The following is a 16,593-nucleotide window of genomic DNA, read 5'->3' as shown; positions in this document are numbered from 1 at the left end:
CTATCCTTGCCTGGTAAATGGCTATCCGAGCAAATACCTTGCCCAACCGGCCTTTACCAAATTTCCCCGGGTTCCCGTTTATACGCTGGCTGATACCTTTAAATTTGTAAAAGAAACAATGGTACCCGAAAAGTGGGAAGAGGGTTTTGATTAGACAGCATCAATTTTTATAACCGGGATAGTGTGTGAATATGGTATTATTACTCCGAGCCAGGTGCAAAATATACGGGAGTAAGCAGACTCATAAAAACACGGTGATGGTTCGGTGGTTTTCTTTTTTTAAAGAAAACCACCGAACCATCACCGTGTTTTTTACAGATTTTTTATGCATGCAATCAATTTAGGCCGTTCCCCTGTTTTAAACATACTTTATTTTAATCTTCATCGGATCTTAGTTGGTAATTACCACCCTGAACCAGCAGGGCTTTAGAATTAACCAGAGCATCGGCAACTTTAAAACGGGCTTCTACTAGAATACGCTGAAATGTGGTGCGTGACACTCCCATAATCTCAGCACATTCAACCTGCTCATATCCCAGCAGATCTTTTAAACGTAAGGCTTCCACTTCTTCGACCTTTAATATAATCTCATCCAGCTCATAAGCCGGTATACCCGCCGGTTTAAAACAATTAGCCCGGGGAATATGTCCTACCCATCTGCATTTAACTCTACGAGGCATCCTAGCACCTCCTATACATCATACCAAATACTCCCCACATTCCAGGCCCAACTGCTGAAGTTTTTCCCGGGACGGCCTCCCTGTCTGCATATCCCAGCCCCTGCCATGGTAATAGGCTTGTAAAACCCTTTCTACCTGTTTCGGATCTAAAACCTGCCCACTTACCACTTGCTGGTAGAATCGTTCTGGGAACCGGCTTTCTTCTTCCTTTTCCCCTTCCCGAATGTTAAATAATTTCATCAAGGTAAAACTGCGTTCCGCAGCTTCCATTAGCTCAGACTCATTGATCTCAAGTCCCCACATGGCATTAAAGGCCCGGGTTAATAGATTAGGCCCCACCCGGTTCATCACCGGTGGACGAATACATATCCCCAGGCTGTTATAGGCCTGTATCAAATCCTCTGCCCAGATGCTCATCAGAGGTATATTTACCAAATCACTAGTCAGGTCAATGGTTTGTTGTTTTAGTTTATCAGGCATATCCAAACGGGAAAATTCCTCCTCCCCCATCCCGAACTTCTCCCACATCAGAGCTGCATCGTGATGATTATAACGGAGATTTTCCACAATACTACGACACCTTAAATGGTCTCCTCCCCGTGGATTAGTTAACATACCCATACTCCAGGTGGACCATCTCCCCCGGGGATCAATCATAGGTATTTCCACTCCTTTAACCTGCATTGCATAAGAAGGATGACCTATTATACGACCTGCCTCCCGTGTTCCTAAAGCCAAAACTTTACCAAAACCTTTTTGTTGAGCAATATCCTCCATTAAGTTAAAAACTGCATCCTCGTCTCCCCAGGATAGTTGATAACCGACATCATTAACAGATATTAGTCCTTCCGTATATAATTCTATTGCCATAGCTACAGAACTGCCGGTACTAACCATGTCCATACCCAGACGCTGGCAAATCTCGCTAGCTTTAATACTGGCTTCTAAATTTAAACCACATTGAGCACCAAAAGTGACTATTGGAGTTATCTCCATGTCTTTTACTTTAAGCCCCTGGTATTTACCATCTTTAATCTCGACCAAGTGACCACAGGCTATAAAACAAGCCTGGCAAGCCATATGCTTAACCAGTAATTCATCAACTTTTTTCTTGTCAAATTCTGTTTTCCATTCTGGTAGGTTCCCCCTGGTAAAATTATGGGCCGCCAGAGCCGAGAATCTTGAATAAACCGGACTGGCATTCATAGTTCCATACTTCTTAAAGGGTCCATAAAAAGGTGAGGATTTAATCGCCCCACTAGCCTCACGGTTAATGGCCTTTATGGTTGCCCCGTCATGTATTACAGCACGACGACCAGTAGTTTTCACCACGATGGCCTTCAGGAGTTTAGAGCCCATCACCGCCCCCATGCCAGTCCTCCCCCAGGCATCAGAACGACCGTTTTGTAGACTAGCATAGCGTACCTGGTTTTCTCCCGCAGTTCCTATCAGGGCTACCTGTGCACCCGGGTATTCTTCTTCGATCTGGTCCATAACCTGAAAAGTATCTAATCCCCATAGGTGACTGGCTTCCTTAATTTCAACCCGGTCATTCTCCACCAATATATAAACCGGATGGGGAGCCTTTCCCCGGAGAATAATTCCATCATATCCGGATGCTTTTAATCGATAACCAAAAAACATCCCGGAATTAGAAGTCCCCAACCTTCCGCTCAATGGTGATTTAGCAGATGCTTCAGTCCGGGAGGCAGTAGGAAAGTTTGATCCCACCAACGAACCTGCCGATATAATCAAAACGTTTTCAGGCCCCAAAGCATCTATTCCAGGCGGAATTAAATCAAATAACCACCGGGCATTAAACCCTATTCCTCCCAGGTATTGATTGTACATCTCTTCCTGGACGGTCCGGGTAGTAATTAGTAAATCATTAAGATTGATATCAAGATACCGGCTCTGTACCATCATAATCACCCACAAAAATAGTCTAAACTAATAATAACATACTTAAGCATCCGGATTATTGTGAAGATTAAGACTCTAAATTAAAAGTTTTAATTAATAAGTCAACTACGTCATCCAGTTGGTCAAATTTGAAACAAGGTTCATTCTGAGCAGGTATTTCAAAGTCAGCTACTCGAGCAATAACCTGATCTAAGTCCATAATATTAGTATCGATTTCTTCTCTTAGTACCTCTATTTTGGGATAACCGGCTTCTTGGAAACCTTCAGTTATCACCAGATCGATACCAGCAGGTATATCACTTAGTATTTCTTCTAAAGTTAAGGTATGCCGACGATAGGTAAGGCTCATATCAGAGGAAATCGCCTGGACTACTTGGGCACCAGCCCTGAATAGACGGCCCGAATCATGTAGATCCGGTGTTAACGGACCATGGGAGTGTTTTATAACCAGCGTCTGGATCCCCTCTTCAGCCAGCCGGTTTAATACTCCCACCAAAATAGTAGTCTTACCTGAATTATGACGACCAACGAATGACACTATGGGAATCATTATACATCCTCCTCAGCGTGTTTTTTGGACTAACATTATATTTCTATTGATTTTTTATTGAGTCAGCCAGGAAATAATTTTTTACAAGAACAAACCACCAGGCCAAATTCCCATCATTCTCGGCGAAATTTTCCGCCATATCACAAACACAGATTTTTCTATCTCCAGCTGCCCTTTGCCAGCACTAAGAATATAGCTATTAATTACATAAAACAATGAGAGCACTTATCCTACCAGACGAGCAGCTATTTCCTTACAACGGTTTAATATTTCCGCTTCATTTAGCGTCAGCAATTGTCTATCCTGCATGACAAGTTCCCCATCAATAATAACAGTGTTAACATCACTAGCCTCCGAGGCATAAACAATGTTAGCCATAATATCATAGCGTGGCACCATATGGGCAGCTCCCAGGTTCATTAATATAATATCGGCTTTCTTACCTTTTTCCAGGGTACCAATCTCATTCTCCAGACCTATAACCTTTGAACCATAACGGGTAGCCATAGACAGAGCCTGGTAAGCAGGAAGAACGGTAGGATCCATAGTGCTTACCTTGTGTAGTAAGGCACAACTCCTCATTTCTCCAATCATATTCAGGTTGTTATTACTAGAGGCTCCATCAGTTCCCAATCCTACATCTACACCTTCTTGGAGTAGAAGGGGAACGGGAGCAATACCACTGGCTAGTTTCATATTGCTTTCAGGATTATGGGCGATGCCTACACCCTTGGCTTTGAGTATAGCAATATCTTCTTCAGATAGATGCACACAATGAGCTGCTATAACCCGAAAATGATCAAATAACCCTAAGCTATCTAGATGAGCAACTGGAGTTTTCCCGTATTGTTTCAATATATTTTCGTATTCATCCGCCGTTTCGGCCACATGAATATTTATTCCTATCCCGCACTCCTCAGCTAACTCCATAACCCGTTGCAGGTATTCAGGTGGACAAGTATAAGGAGCATGAGGTCCTAACATTATTATAATCCGTCCCCGGGCCTGGTTATGCCAGTGCTCTACCATCTGGCGTGATTGCTCGAGAGCCTGTTCACTTTCCGGACCTACTCCTATCATTCCCCGGGAAAGAATAGCGCGTATTCCTGATTCTTGTACCGCCTGAGCTACCCGCTCCATATGGAAATACATATCGACAAAAGTAGTAGTACCTGATTTAATCATTTCTACAATGGCCAGTAATGTACCCCAGTAAATGTCATCACCAGTCAGCTTAGCTTCCAGGGGCCAGATTTTCTTTTCCAGCCACTGCATAAGAGGCAAGTCATCCGCATAACCGCGCAACAGGGTCATGGCCGCATGAGTATGGGTATTTATAAACCCGGGTAGAGCTACCTGGTTGTTTCCCTCTATCACCTGTTGATAATTATCGGAAGGAGCTTCACCTTCCCCTATGGCTTCGATAATCTGGTCTTTAATGACTATGTATCCCTGGGGAATAACATAATCCCTGGTCATAGGGATTATAGCTATGTCCTTTACCAGTGTTTTCATCCTGTAATCCTCCCTTTACAGCCATGCATATGCTATCTCTTATTTTGATTGGCCGTAGTTTTGAAAACCGGCTTGCAGGGCTTTTATATCCCCTTCTTCCAGAGAATAGGGTGATCCTAGCCCGTGGGAATATATAGCAATCATAGCCGTTCTTTCTGCTACCCGACACACCTGGTAGGCATCAGTTAAACTGCTACCTATTCCTACTAGACCATGATTGGCCAGCAAAACTGCACGCTCTTTTTGAGAAAAGCTTTCCCCTACCTTTTCAGCCAATTCCCTACTCCCGCAATGGGCATAAGGTACCACCTGAATCTCATGTCCAATAACCTGAGCAGTTTCTTCTAATATTACCGGAATATTTTGCCGGGCTGCAGCAAAAGCCGTTGCAAAAGGACTGTGCACATGAACAATAGCTCCACAGTCCACCCGCTTCTGATAAATATTTAGATGCATAGAAGTTTCAATGGAAGGACGAAAACGTCCTTTTACTATTTCACCCTGCTTATTTACCAGCACTATATCATCTGGTTCCATGATAAGGTAATCCATTCCACTGGGGGTTATAAGGATTAAATCTTCGCTAGGTATACGCTGGCTCACATTTCCCCAGGTTCCCAACACCATACCACTTTCTAAAATCTTCCGGGCAGTAGCTAATACTTGCCCACGTTGTTCCCCAAACATATTTAAACACTTCCCCGCTGAGTAGTTTCTACTATACTTTTCGGATAAGGGGGCTCAAGCAGACCTTTTTCGGTTATTATTCCCCTTATCAATTCCCTGGGAGTAACATCAAAGGCGGGATTAAACACCTGTACCTCTGGGACCGTGAGATTTATTCCCCTTATCCGACGCACTTCGTCCGCATGCCTTTCTTCAATAGGAATTTCATCTCCTGAGGAAATGGATAGATCAATAGTAGAGAGTGGTGCAGCAACATAAAAAGGAATACCATGATATTGGGCCATAACTGCCAGTGAATAGGTTCCTATTTTGTTGGCGGTATCCCCATTGATAGCTATACGATCAGCCCCCACTATAATTGCATCAATATCATGAACTTTCATAGTGTAACCCGCCATATTATCCGTTATTAGGGTTACTGGGATTGAGTCCTGCATTAATTCCCAAACCGTCAGACGAGCTCCCTGCAGTACCGGCCTGGTTTCACAAGCCCATACCCGTTCTATTTTACCCTGGCGGGCCGCCGCACGGATAACCCCTAAAGCGGTGCCATATCCACAAGTGGCCAATGCTCCCGCATTACAAATTGTCATCACCTGGCTGCCCTGGTTTAGTAATTGATGCCCATATTGACCAATAGCTTCATTAATTTCCACATCTTCTGTAAATATAGCCTGGGCCTCTTCCAGCAAAAGCCTACCAATCTCCGCCGGAGACCGCCCGGCATTATCCTGGTAAACACTATCCATACGATTTAAGGCCCAAAAGAGATTAATGGCAGTCGGTCGCGTAGCTGCTAAAAGGCGACGGTTTTCAGCATAATAAGCTTTCATTTCCGATACTTTTCCGGAAAATTTCAACATAGCCAGGGCGATACCAAACGCGGCAGCTACCCCTATTAATGGAGCCCCCCTTATCTTAAGACAGCGAATAGCTTCAGCTACCTCTTCTGGGGTATGACATACCTCATAGACCACCCGGTCGGGAAGTTGATTTTGATCTAGTATTACTACGCTCTGCTCTTTGAAATATATAGTCCTGATCATTATTTTACCGATCCATCATCGAGGATTTTAGCACAATCACAAGTTTTATCTCCGGAAATACGGGGAAGGCTTTCCAACATTAGCCCGCGCACCTGATGAATACATTTTCCCATCATCTCAACCACTTCACTATGGGAGAGTATTCCCGTGGAAGTTCCGGCCGCAAAATTAGTTACTATGGATATATTCGCATAACACATACCTAGTTCGCGGGCCAAACATACTTCTGGGACACTAGTCATCCCAATTACCTGTCCACCTAATTGTTTAAACATAGCAATCTCAGCAGATGTTTCGAATCGGGGTCCTTCTGTGCAAACATAGACTCCCCCATTGTGTATCGTCACTCCAAGTTCCTGACCTGTTTTAAACAGTGCCTGGCGCAGATCTGGACAATAGGGAACCGTCATATCACAATGGACTACCCCGACCTCTGAACCCTCATAAAAGGTCGTGGTTCGTGTTTTAGTAAAATCCAAAAACTGATCCGCCAACACAACTTGACCAGGTTTAAATTCAAAATGAAGTGATCCTACTGCAGCAGTAGCTAGTATATTCTTAACTCCAATTTCTTTTAAAGCCATGATATTAGCCCGGTAGTTAATTAAATGCGGAGGAACGCTATGATCGGCACCATGCCGGGCAATAAAGGCTACCTTAGTTCCTTTATAATGGCCGGTTAAAACCTTTACCGATCCATAACGAGTATTTTGAACCTGCTCTTTTACTCCATCTAAGATTTCAGGATCATACACTCCGGTTCCACCTATAATTCCAATTTCAATCACTGCTAATGCCTCCTCTTGTTCCCTCTATTATTCATTATCTCCATCTTCGCGATAGAAGAGTGCCTCAGTAAAAACTTCCGGTGAAAACTCCCGCAAATCCTCCATGCCTTCCCCTATACCTACTAACTTAACGGGAATCTCCAATTCCCGGGCAATAGACAGGACTATACCACCTTTAGCTGTACCATCAAGCTTAGTAAGAATAATCCCGGTAACCCCAGTAGCCTCTTCAAATAAGCGGGCCTGACTGATGGCATTTTGTCCGGTAGTAGCATCTAATACCAGCAGCACCTCATGAGGTGCCCCGGGAAGTTCACGTTCTATTATTTTTCTTACCTTGCCAATTTCTTTCATTAAATTAGTTTTATTCTGCAAACGCCCGGCAGTATCTATTATTAAAACATCAGCATGACGTGCCCGGGCTGCACTAATAGCATCAAAAACTACCGCCCCGGGATCAGACCCTTCTTGATGTTTAATCAGCTCTACACCCACCCGGTCAGCCCAGATTTGTAACTGGTCAATAGCCGCTGCCCGGAAAGTATCCCCGGCTGCTAAAAGGGTTTTCTTGCCTTCCTGTTTTAATTGATAGGCTATTTTAGCTATAGAAGTAGTTTTTCCCGCCCCATTAACACCTACCACTAGGATTACAGCCGGTTTTTCAGCCAGGTTTAGTTGGGTATCCGCTGAGCCTAATAACTGCTTTACCTCTTGTTTTATCAAGTCTATAACTCCGGATGAATCATTAATCTTGGCCTTTCGGGCCGCCTGTCTTATATTGTCTACCAATTCCAGAGAAGTTGCTACACCAGTATCTGCTTGAATGAGAATTTCTTCCAACTCCTCCCAGAAATCCTCATCCAGCTTACGGGTTTTTTTCACCAGTACATCCAAACGGGCATTTAAATTCTCCCGAGTCTTATTGAGGCCCCTTTTAAATCGCTCAAAAAAACCGTTCTTTTCCCGGACACTCCCGCCATCTGACCTGATTTCATTAGAAAGGACTTCTACAGGTTCCTCTGATATAAGGTTCTGCACCTGGGATGATTCTTCAGAAGTTACCTCCTGTTGTTTACTTGTTTCTTCCTTTTTTTTAAACCGATCAAACAACGCCATATAATACCACCTTCTTAATTATCCTGCTATATTCTCTGCCTGATCAGGATTAAGCGTATAAACTGTCGAGACCCCTTTTTCCGGCATAGTAACTCCATAAATACTGTTAGTACATTCTATGGTAGCCTGCCGGTGGGTAATCACTATAAACTGGGTAGAGGCAGCCATCCGGCGCAAGAACCCTGTAAACCTGATCAGGTTAGTCTCATCTAGTGATGCATCAATCTCATCCAAAATACAAAATGGAGCCGGTTTCAGTCTTAATAGAGCAAAGATAAAGGCTATACAGGTCAGAGCTCTTTCCCCTCCCGAAAGCAAATTAAGAGGCTGGTTTTTCTTGCCTGGCATTTTAACCTCTATATCTACTCCGGCCTGTAACTTATCATCTGATTCTAGCGCTACTAACCGGGCTTCTCCCCCACTAAAAATCTCTTCAAAGGTCTGGCGAAAACTACGGTTAGCTATCGCCATAAATTGGGCAAATTTATCCTCCATAATCGTTTCAGTTTCCTTAAGCAGCTTTTGTAGGGAATCACGAGCCTTAAATAGATCCTGGTATTGTTGGTTGAGAAAACCGTAACGTTTAGATATTTCTTCATATTCCTGAACTGCTTCCACATCTACTGGTCCCAATTGTTCCAGTTCTTTAAGTAATTGCTCAATAATCTGCCGGGACTCCCTGGCTACCCCTGGAGAACACACTTCTTCTTTCCCGGTTGGGAGAGGTTCATTACATTTCTCCAGCCAGCGGCTGCGCAGATTATCTAGGTCAGTTTCATAGCGGGCTATGGCAATTTCTGCACTATGTATGCCATTTTGCAGGGTAGATAGTTTATCATTAAGTGGTGCGATTTGTTCCCCCCACTGGCTTATAAGCTTCTGGTAGCGATTTTCATCTATTCTTAACTGCTCTATTTCTCCGTTTAGTTTTTGTCTTATGTCTTCCTTTTGCTGAATTTGATCCTGAAGGGTAATAATCCTCTTTTCTTCTACATTAATTTCATTATTAAGTCGATTAATTAGATTTTCCGCCTGCTGCCACGATTGTCGGTAAGAATCCTGTACCTGCTTTAGTTGGGCCAGATTTTTGGCCAAGGTATTCAATTCCTGCTGCTTCATTGCTAATTGGTCCTGATAAGAGACCAATCGTTCATTTTGCACTTCATAGTCACGCTGCCAGGTAGTTATTTGCTGTTTTAGGTCTTCTAAACGGGTACTAGTCGTATGGGTCCGGTTTTGTACCTGCGCATAACGTTCATTTAGGCTTATTATATCCGCTTCTATTTTCTTTATCTCCTGATCGATTACTTTAATCTGTTCAATATACCCGTTTTCCTCCTGATGGTATTTATTATAATCCTGGGTAATACTATGGCACTGCTGTCGCAGAACATCCGCTTTCACCTGGAATTCCATCAGCTCCTGCCGGACATTACCTAGTTCCTGTTCCAGGTTTTCCATGGCTAGGTTATTCGTCTTAACTACCTGGCGGTTTTTTCCCATTTCTTTTTTTAAAAGATCTAATTGTTGGTCCAGACGCCTTTCTTCCGCTTTACGTTGGAGAGGGCTTCCCTTTAAAACCGTCCTGGTTCCCCCAGTCATTGCCCCGCTGGCATTGATTAATTCACCATCCAGGGTTACCAAGCGCAATGGTAAGGACATTTGCTTAAAAACCCGTATGCCCCGGTCCATATCCTGAACCACCATAACCCTTCCCAGCAAATATTCTACCGCCTTCTGGTATTTATCCGCGTGTTTTACCAGTTGCGAAGCCAGGCCTAAAACCCCTTCTAAACCCTTTAGTTTTTCTAACTGTCTCTCTGGTAAGGAAGAAACCTTTAAAACTTCCAGGGGAAGAAAAGTAACCCTTCCGGCTTTATTCCTTTTCAATAGTTCAATAGCTTGGCGAGCATCATCTGCTTTTTGCACCACTATGTTCTCCAAACCTCTACCGGCTGCTACCTCTATGGCCGTCTCTAATCCCGGCGGTACACTAACCAACTCGCCCATTACTCCCATAATTCCGGGAACCCTCTGCCTTATTTCCGGTTTAAGAATATATTTTACTCCATTGGAATAACCAGTTAGATTTTTTTCCTGTTCCTGTATGGTAAAAAGGGAATTCTCCAGTTGAGTACACTGCCGGGTAAATGTCAGATATTTTTCCTCTAATTGTCTTATCTCACCAAGGAGTTTTTCCTTTTGCTTATCTAACTTCTCACAATTTTGCTCCGCCATAAGCCGGCTATCCAGGGCAGTTTTTAGCTGTAACTTAAGCTGGGATAGATGGTTTTTAGCACGTTCTTGCTTTTCCTGGCTATCCAACCGGTTAATCGTAAATCTTTCCCGACGCTCACTAGATCGCCGCTGCTGTTCCTCTAGTTCCCGCAGCTGGTTACCCAGCCAGGCCTCATCCTGCATGTCTTTAAAAACTTTACCTTTAGCCGCCTCAAATTCAGCCTGAGCCTGTTCCAAATCAAGACGCATTTTCGTTAAACGGGCTTTAAGTTCCTCATATTCCTTCTTTCTGGTATTATACTTTCGTTCCTCCCGTTGAAAACTATTCATACTGCTCTCGATTTCCCGGCCCATACTTTCCAGCATGCGGGTATATTTTTCATGATCTTCAGCTGCCCCGGTGGTGCGTTCCCGGTGATTTTTTATTCTTTCCTTACTGACCCTTACATCACTTTGTAGGGAGCGAATAGCTGTTTCTAATTGATAGCATTCTTCTTTAAACTGCTGGTAACGGGTAACAGTATCTTTAAGTTTTTGCTTATCAGCCTTAAGGTCCTGCTGAATACCTATTAATTTATCTTTTAATAATTCTAATTCAGTTTCTTTTTCATCATGTTGTTTTTTTCGCTGGGTAAGGTCACGAATAAGTTTGTTAAACTCAAAAAGCATAACTGACCTTTCTAGTTCTCGGCATTTACTTTCAATTTCAAGATATTGACGAGCCTTTTGAGCTTTAACAAAAACATCTTCTTTACGCTGTTCTAATTCACCTAGTAAATCCCCCACCCGCACCAAATCTTCGGTGGTTCCACTAATACGCCGGTTAACTTCATCTCTTTGCTGACGATATTTAATAATTCCGGAAGCTTCTTCTAAAAACAGTCTCCGCTCTAGTGGTTGTCCATTAAGTACCTGTTCCAATTCGCCCTGACCAATGATGGAGTATCCTTTTTTGCCCAGGCCCGTACCGGTAAAAAGGCCGCTTACATCCTTTAATCGTACCCGGGTACGATTTATAAAAAATTCACTTTCACCAGAGCGAAATAGCTTACGCACCAGATGGACCTCACTGAATTCGCATGGTAGGACCTGATTAGTATTATCAATGGTTATCTCCACCTGAGCTAATCCCAGGGCCTTTTTATGATCAGTACCATTGAAGATAACATCTTCATTTTTTTGCCCACGAAGATTGCGGACATTGGATTCTCCAATCACCCACCTGATAGCATCTACTACATTACTTTTACCGCACCCGTTAGGACCAACAATTACATTTATACCAGGATGCAGCAGAATCTCCGTAAAATCAGCAAACGATTTAAATCCCTTTATTTCCAGACGTTTTAAATACACCTTTGTCCTCCCGGTTCTAGATTAAATGTACATCACCAGTGGTGATACTGTGCTCGGTCATACCGTCATCAACTAGCAAACTCCCATTTATATCTATACCAGTATTTACACCTTTGACCCGGCGCCCCCCCAGATCAATGGAAATTTCTTTTCCCAGGTGTAAGCACAACTCCCGGAACTCATCCATAATAAGGTTATCATCTCCTTTTAAGAAGGAATCGTAGTACTTTTCCATAGATTCAATGACACTGACTATGACCTCATTTAAATCCAGGGTACTGCCAGTCTCATCCACCAGGGAGGTACCAATATTCCTTAAATCGGAGCTAAAATTATTAACCGAATTATTCACGTTTATTCCCACCCCAACAATTAAAGAATGGAGCCCATCCAGTTCCCCACTTAACTCCAATAGTATCCCTCCCACCTTATGACCGTTTATAAAGATATCATTAGGCCATTTTATCTGACAGGAGTTTTCCGTCCATTTTTCCAGCCCCCGGGCTACTGCTACTGCCATCACTAGCGAAAGCAGGGCCGCTCTCTGCAATTCCAGACGGGGAAAGAGCACTACTGAAAACCATAAACCGCCGACGGGGGAATGCCATTTTCTTCCCTGGCGGCCTCTGCCTCCGGTTTGCCTGGCGGCAATAATCACAGTACCTTCCGGCACCTGTTGTTCAAGGATCATCTGGCGTGCAGTGGTATTAGTTGATTTAGTTTCATTTACATGGTATATTCTGTCGCCCAGATTTCGGGTATTAAGCAGCATCTGGATCCGGTCACTATCAATAACATTTTGCCAGTCCCTTAATATGTAGCCTTGACCCCTGATACCAGTAATATTATAGCCAGCTTGCTTAAGGGCTTCGACATGTTTCCATATAGCTACCCGGCTAAGACCGGTTAGATGGGCTAGCGCTTCACCTGATACAGCCTTACCGGGATGTTCTACCAGCTTCTGTAGTATTAATTGCCTCATCACTTCACCTACAATCGTTATAGCTTTAATTAGACAGGAAGGAAAATAAAACCTTTTTCCAAAGTTCATCATTATCTGGTTTAATCTTCTACTTTAAGGATCTGTTTAGCCATCACATATAACACGATGCTGAAAAATTCCCATTCTATTGCCAACTCTCTATTTAATACCCAATCTGTCCAAGCAGGAGAATGAGCTAGTCAGCATAATAAAAAAGGAGGCAGCCTTAAAACCTGCCTCCTTTTTTATTATAATCGACTTACTACCCGGTGATCATGGAAGAGACTGAGGCAAAAACGCCTACTCACCTGCACCGGTGGCATCAGCCTGTAAAATATACTATATGGAATTTAAGGCTGATTTTCCAAAAAACTATGCCGGGGATATATGATTTCCGGTTCTGTTACCCGGGCAGACCCAATCCCTATATCCCCATATTCCAATTGATCCCAGGAACGAAAGCGAATAGGACAGGTAAATTCACCCATTAAATAATCAAGATTGGCCCTCTTATGCCCTACTAATTTTGATACCTCATTACTTCGTACAAAAAGGTCAATAGGCTCTCCCACCCCGTTTTTTTCGATAAAGGCCTTAACCATTTCTTCAGCTTGATCCCGAAATACCCTCTGTTCTACTAATTCTCCAAACGCAGGATGAAAGGGACCAGCAATAACTGCTCCTGGAGCCCGTAGTTCATCTCCTGGATGAAGGCCCATACGAATAACGGGTATTCCCTTCTTCTGGAATATAATAAACATATCCCGGACTATTTCAACCGCCTGCTCCAAATCCAGGGGGTGGTAGCATCCCGATCTATACATTTGTTCCAGAGCTGTCCCGGCAATTACCAAAGTAGGATAAATTCTTACCATATCCGGTTTTAGAGTAGTCGCTTGATGAGCCGTCTTAATATCCAGATAGCGATGATCACCTGGTAAGCCAATCATTAGCTGTATCCCCAGACGAAAACCACGGTCTTTGATAAGATGACCAGCTTTAAAAACATCATCCCTATCATAACCGCGTAAAGATGTTTTTAAAACCTCATCTGCCAGTGACTGCACTCCCAGTTCTATGGTTTTAACTCCCCATTTTTGCAAGTGTTTTAGTATCCCCACACTGATTGCATCGGGACGGGTAGATATCCGAATCGATTTTACCTTTCCGGAATGCAAAAAGGGTTGAACAGTGCCTAGGTACATTTCCTGAAGCCGGGGGTCAATTGTGGTAAAATTACCTCCAAAAAAAGCAATTTCAACATCATGGTGCTGGAAGTCTATAGTTGTCAAATGGGATTCTACTATGGAGTTAATTTGTTCTGGCAGCGGTGCCTTTTCCTGGGCCGCAATAATTTTTTGGTTACAATAAATACACTGGTACGGACAGCCTAGATGGGGAACAAAAATCGGTATATTGTAATGTCTTTTCACTATGTGCCTTCACTATCCATATGTAGCCGGCTCAGTATCCTGCTATCCTTTAGTGCTTTTTCCGCCGCATTTTGTTCCGCTTCTTTTTTGCTGCGTCCTATACCGGTAGCCAATAGTTCCTTTTGATAAAATACCCCCGCTACAAAAGTTCTGGAATGAGCAGGTCCGCTTTCCTCGAGAATAGCGTAATTAACGTTCTCTCGATTTTTGCCTTGCACTAACTCCTGCAGGCGAGACTTAAAATCATAGTAATCCCCCTGGGCAGTCTCCTTTATCACCGGTTCCAGGTATTTTAAAATAAAATCCCTGGTACATTCATAGCCTTGATCAAAATAAATAGCCCCGATAACAGCCTCCACCGCATCTGCTAAGATGGATTTGCGGGTTCGACCTCCGGACATCTCCTCGCCCTTCCCCAGTAAAATATAGCGGCCCAGACGCAGTTCCTGGGCCACGCCCCTGAGAGCCTGTTCGCATACTACCCGGGCTCTTATCTTGGTCAGCTCTCCTTCGGCTTTATCGGGATAACTCTCGTAGAGATACTCGGCTACAACAAAGTTCAATACTGCATCTCCTAAAAACTCCAGACGTTGATTATTACCAGGTGTATTTCGCTCCTGTGCATAAGACGGATGAGTTAAAGCCATAGCCATTAACTCAATCTTATTAAATTCAAGCCCGTTATTACTTAAAAAATGTTCTGCAGCCTTTAATTCACTTGATCTCATTTTTGCGATTGCTGCAGATATGTCCACAGCGCTTCCACTAAAGAGCCCATAGTAGTATAATCTTCCAGGTCTTCTTCCGGGAATTCGATGTCATAAGTATCTTCCAGGGCCATAATCATTTCTACAATATCGATGGAATCAGCATCAATTTTTTCAAAAGGGGTTTCCATACTAATTTCCAGCGGGTTAATATCTAATTGTTCTGCTAGTAACTTACGAGCCATTTCGAAAAATTTTTCCACTTATTATCCCTCCAGGTACTAATTATCGACTTTATTATATTACAGCCTATTTTATATTGCTACCAGTATTGCTACCAGTCTGAATGTTAACCAAGGACATCTGCCAGAGCTTCTTCCTGCAGCTGAACTATGCCCTTATCGATGCATTGACGGGCAATATTTAATCCGTTATATATAGCCCCCCGTTTAGAGCTTCCATGACAAACTATACTAACACCCTTTACTCCTAAAAGCGGTGCCCCACCTACCTGTGCATAATCGAGCTTCTTGAAAAATCCGGGCATCATTCCTAATTCCCGGCTAACTCCACGAGCTATATATAGAGCCATACCTTCAACTGTTTTTAGCACCACATTACCAACAAAACCATCACATACCAGCACATCAGCCCGACCATCAAAAATGTCGCGACCCTCCAGGTTGCCTATAAAATTGATTTTGTTATACTCCTGCATCAGTTTATAAACTTCTACACTGAGAACATTGCCTTTGGTTGATTCTTCTCCATTGTTAAGTAAAGCTACCCGCGGTTTCTTAATACCGAAAATACGAGCATAAGTACTGCCCAGTATAGCAAACTGAACTAGCTGCCTTGGCTTACAATCCACATTAGCTCCAGCATCGATGAGCAAGATATCTTGTCCTTTGATATTAGGAATAGCTGCTACCACGGGAGGTCGTTCAATCCCTTCCATGCGCCCCAATATGAAAATAGAGGCCGCCATCTGTGCGCCAGTACTACCGCAGGATAATACTGCATCAGCTTTTCCTTCCTTGACCATAGTAGTAGCTACAACTATAGAAGAATCTTTCTTTTTTCGCAGTGCACTAACCGGGGATTCATCCATATTAATTATCTGAGTTGTGTTAACTATAGCTACCCGGGAAGGATCATACTGGTATGAAACCAATTCCTGGGCTATAATCTCTTCTTTCCCTACCAGAATAACGCCGGCATCATTTTCTTCTATCCATTCCAGGGCTCCGGCCACTACTTCAGATGGTCCATGGTCACCACCCATGGCATCAATCGCTACCTTCATAAATTTGCCTCCCAAAAACAAAAAGTAAGCTACCAGCCTGGTGCAGGCTATATACCTTACTTTTTGACCGTTTACCTTGATTTTTTACATAACATCTTTTCCCTTGTAATACCCACAAACTATACAGGCACGATGGGGCATTTTAAGTTCGTGACATTGAGGACATTCTACCAGACCGGGTTTATCAATTTTCCGCCACTCAGCACGACGTTTATTCTTACGGGAATGTGATTGTCTTCTCTTGGGAACTCCCACTCGCCGATAAC

General features: G+C 43.3%; 15 protein-coding genes. All 15 read right to left on the bottom strand.

The window, feature by feature from the left end:
• Positions 1–374: 374 nt before the first annotated feature.
• The 15 genes from ACZ5Q0_RS11600 to rpmF all read right to left on the bottom strand — a co-directional run bounded on the left by ACZ5Q0_RS11600 (position 375) and on the right by rpmF (position 16,582).
• Entirely contained in the window at positions 375–680 is a 306-nt protein-coding gene (locus ACZ5Q0_RS11600) for a DUF134 domain-containing protein (RefSeq protein WP_446820604.1), read from the bottom strand.
• Between the two features lie 18 nt (positions 681–698).
• Positions 699–2,606, bottom strand: coding sequence for an aldehyde ferredoxin oxidoreductase family protein (locus tag ACZ5Q0_RS11595; protein WP_446820605.1), 1,908 nt, complete (start codon positions 2,604–2,606; stop codon positions 699–701).
• Between the two features lie 64 nt (positions 2,607–2,670).
• Positions 2,671–3,153: a molybdopterin-guanine dinucleotide biosynthesis protein B gene (gene mobB / locus ACZ5Q0_RS11590; RefSeq protein WP_446820607.1), complete on the bottom strand. Its 483-nt coding sequence runs from the start codon at positions 3,151–3,153 to the stop codon at positions 2,671–2,673.
• Positions 3,154–3,378: 225 nt separating this feature from the next.
• Positions 3,379–4,668: an amidohydrolase gene (locus tag ACZ5Q0_RS11585; RefSeq protein WP_446820609.1), complete on the bottom strand. Its 1,290-nt coding sequence runs from the start codon at positions 4,666–4,668 to the stop codon at positions 3,379–3,381.
• 39 nt (positions 4,669–4,707) lie between these two features.
• On the bottom strand, positions 4,708–5,355 hold the full coding sequence (locus ACZ5Q0_RS11580; RefSeq protein WP_446820610.1) for a class II aldolase/adducin family protein: 648 nt from the start codon (positions 5,353–5,355) through the stop codon (positions 4,708–4,710).
• Between the two features lie 2 nt (positions 5,356–5,357).
• On the bottom strand, positions 5,358–6,398 hold the full coding sequence (gene mtnA / locus ACZ5Q0_RS11575; RefSeq protein ID WP_447182895.1) for an S-methyl-5-thioribose-1-phosphate isomerase: 1,041 nt from the start codon (positions 6,396–6,398) through the stop codon (positions 5,358–5,360).
• Between the two features lie 2 nt (positions 6,399–6,400).
• On the bottom strand, positions 6,401–7,189 hold the full coding sequence (gene mtnP, locus ACZ5Q0_RS11570; protein WP_446820611.1) for an S-methyl-5'-thioadenosine phosphorylase: 789 nt from the start codon (positions 7,187–7,189) through the stop codon (positions 6,401–6,403).
• Positions 7,190–7,216: 27 nt separating this feature from the next.
• The gene (ftsY, locus tag ACZ5Q0_RS11565) at positions 7,217–8,305 is read right to left on the bottom strand and encodes a signal recognition particle-docking protein FtsY (RefSeq protein WP_446820613.1); all 1,089 of its coding nucleotides are present in this window, start codon (positions 8,303–8,305) and stop codon (positions 7,217–7,219) included.
• 18 nt (positions 8,306–8,323) lie between these two features.
• Positions 8,324–11,899 carry a chromosome segregation protein SMC gene (gene smc / locus ACZ5Q0_RS11560; protein ID WP_447182563.1) on the bottom strand — a complete coding sequence of 1,192 codons (3,576 nt, stop codon included), beginning with the start codon at positions 11,897–11,899 and terminating at the stop codon, positions 8,324–8,326.
• A gap of 16 nt (positions 11,900–11,915) precedes the next feature.
• A complete protein-coding gene (locus tag ACZ5Q0_RS11555) occupies positions 11,916–12,953 on the bottom strand; it encodes a biotin--[acetyl-CoA-carboxylase] ligase (RefSeq protein WP_464827148.1) in 1,038 nt (345 codons plus the stop codon).
• Positions 12,954–13,231: 278 nt separating this feature from the next.
• Positions 13,232–14,314 carry an elongator complex protein 3 gene (locus ACZ5Q0_RS11550; RefSeq protein ID WP_447182561.1) on the bottom strand — a complete coding sequence of 361 codons (1,083 nt, stop codon included), beginning with the start codon at positions 14,312–14,314 and terminating at the stop codon, positions 13,232–13,234.
• Entirely contained in the window at positions 14,314–15,042 is a 729-nt protein-coding gene (rnc, locus tag ACZ5Q0_RS11545) for a ribonuclease III (RefSeq protein ID WP_446820619.1), read from the bottom strand. Before rnc ends, ACZ5Q0_RS11550 begins: the two co-directional genes overlap by 1 nt.
• Complete coding sequence (locus tag ACZ5Q0_RS11540) at positions 15,039–15,284, bottom strand: acyl carrier protein (protein WP_446820620.1); 246 nt, start codon at positions 15,282–15,284, stop codon at positions 15,039–15,041. The genes rnc and ACZ5Q0_RS11540 overlap by 4 nt, the downstream gene beginning before the upstream one ends.
• Positions 15,285–15,370: 86 nt before the next feature.
• Positions 15,371–16,327 (bottom strand): phosphate acyltransferase PlsX, encoded by a 957-nt coding sequence (plsX, locus tag ACZ5Q0_RS11535; protein ID WP_447182560.1) that lies wholly within the window; start codon positions 16,325–16,327, stop codon positions 15,371–15,373.
• Positions 16,328–16,411: 84 nt separating this feature from the next.
• Entirely contained in the window at positions 16,412–16,582 is a 171-nt protein-coding gene (gene rpmF, locus ACZ5Q0_RS11530) for a 50S ribosomal protein L32 (protein ID WP_446820624.1), read from the bottom strand.
• Positions 16,583–16,593: the final 11 nt, after the last annotated feature.

Source organism: Syntrophomonas erecta subsp. sporosyntropha, from assembly GCF_055395365.1.
Note: the sequence above shows the minus strand (reverse complement) of the source record. Positions and strands in the feature narration are given on the sequence as shown.

What these genes read in the sequence shown, in the direction of transcription:
- ftsY (WP_446820613.1), bottom strand. Translation starts at nt 8,305, where the DNA reads ATGGCGTTGTTTGATCGGTTTAAAAAAAAGGAAGAAACAAGTAAACAA.
- ACZ5Q0_RS11600 (WP_446820604.1), bottom strand. Translation starts at nt 680, where the DNA reads ATGCCTCGTAGAGTTAAATGCAGATGGGTAGGACATATTCCCCGGGCT.
- ACZ5Q0_RS11580 (WP_446820610.1), bottom strand. Translation starts at nt 5,355, where the DNA reads ATGTTTGGGGAACAACGTGGGCAAGTATTAGCTACTGCCCGGAAGATT.
- ACZ5Q0_RS11595 (WP_446820605.1), bottom strand. Translation starts at nt 2,606, where the DNA reads ATGATGGTACAGAGCCGGTATCTTGATATCAATCTTAATGATTTACTA.
- plsX (WP_447182560.1), bottom strand. Translation starts at nt 16,327, where the DNA reads ATGAAGGTAGCGATTGATGCCATGGGTGGTGACCATGGACCATCTGAA.
- ACZ5Q0_RS11555 (WP_464827148.1), bottom strand. Translation starts at nt 12,953, where the DNA reads ATGATGAACTTTGGAAAAAGGTTTTATTTTCCTTCCTGTCTAATTAAA.
- ACZ5Q0_RS11585 (WP_446820609.1), bottom strand. Translation starts at nt 4,668, where the DNA reads ATGAAAACACTGGTAAAGGACATAGCTATAATCCCTATGACCAGGGAT.
- rnc (WP_446820619.1), bottom strand. Translation starts at nt 15,042, where the DNA reads ATGAGATCAAGTGAATTAAAGGCTGCAGAACATTTTTTAAGTAATAAC.
- mobB (WP_446820607.1), bottom strand. Translation starts at nt 3,153, where the DNA reads ATGATTCCCATAGTGTCATTCGTTGGTCGTCATAATTCAGGTAAGACT.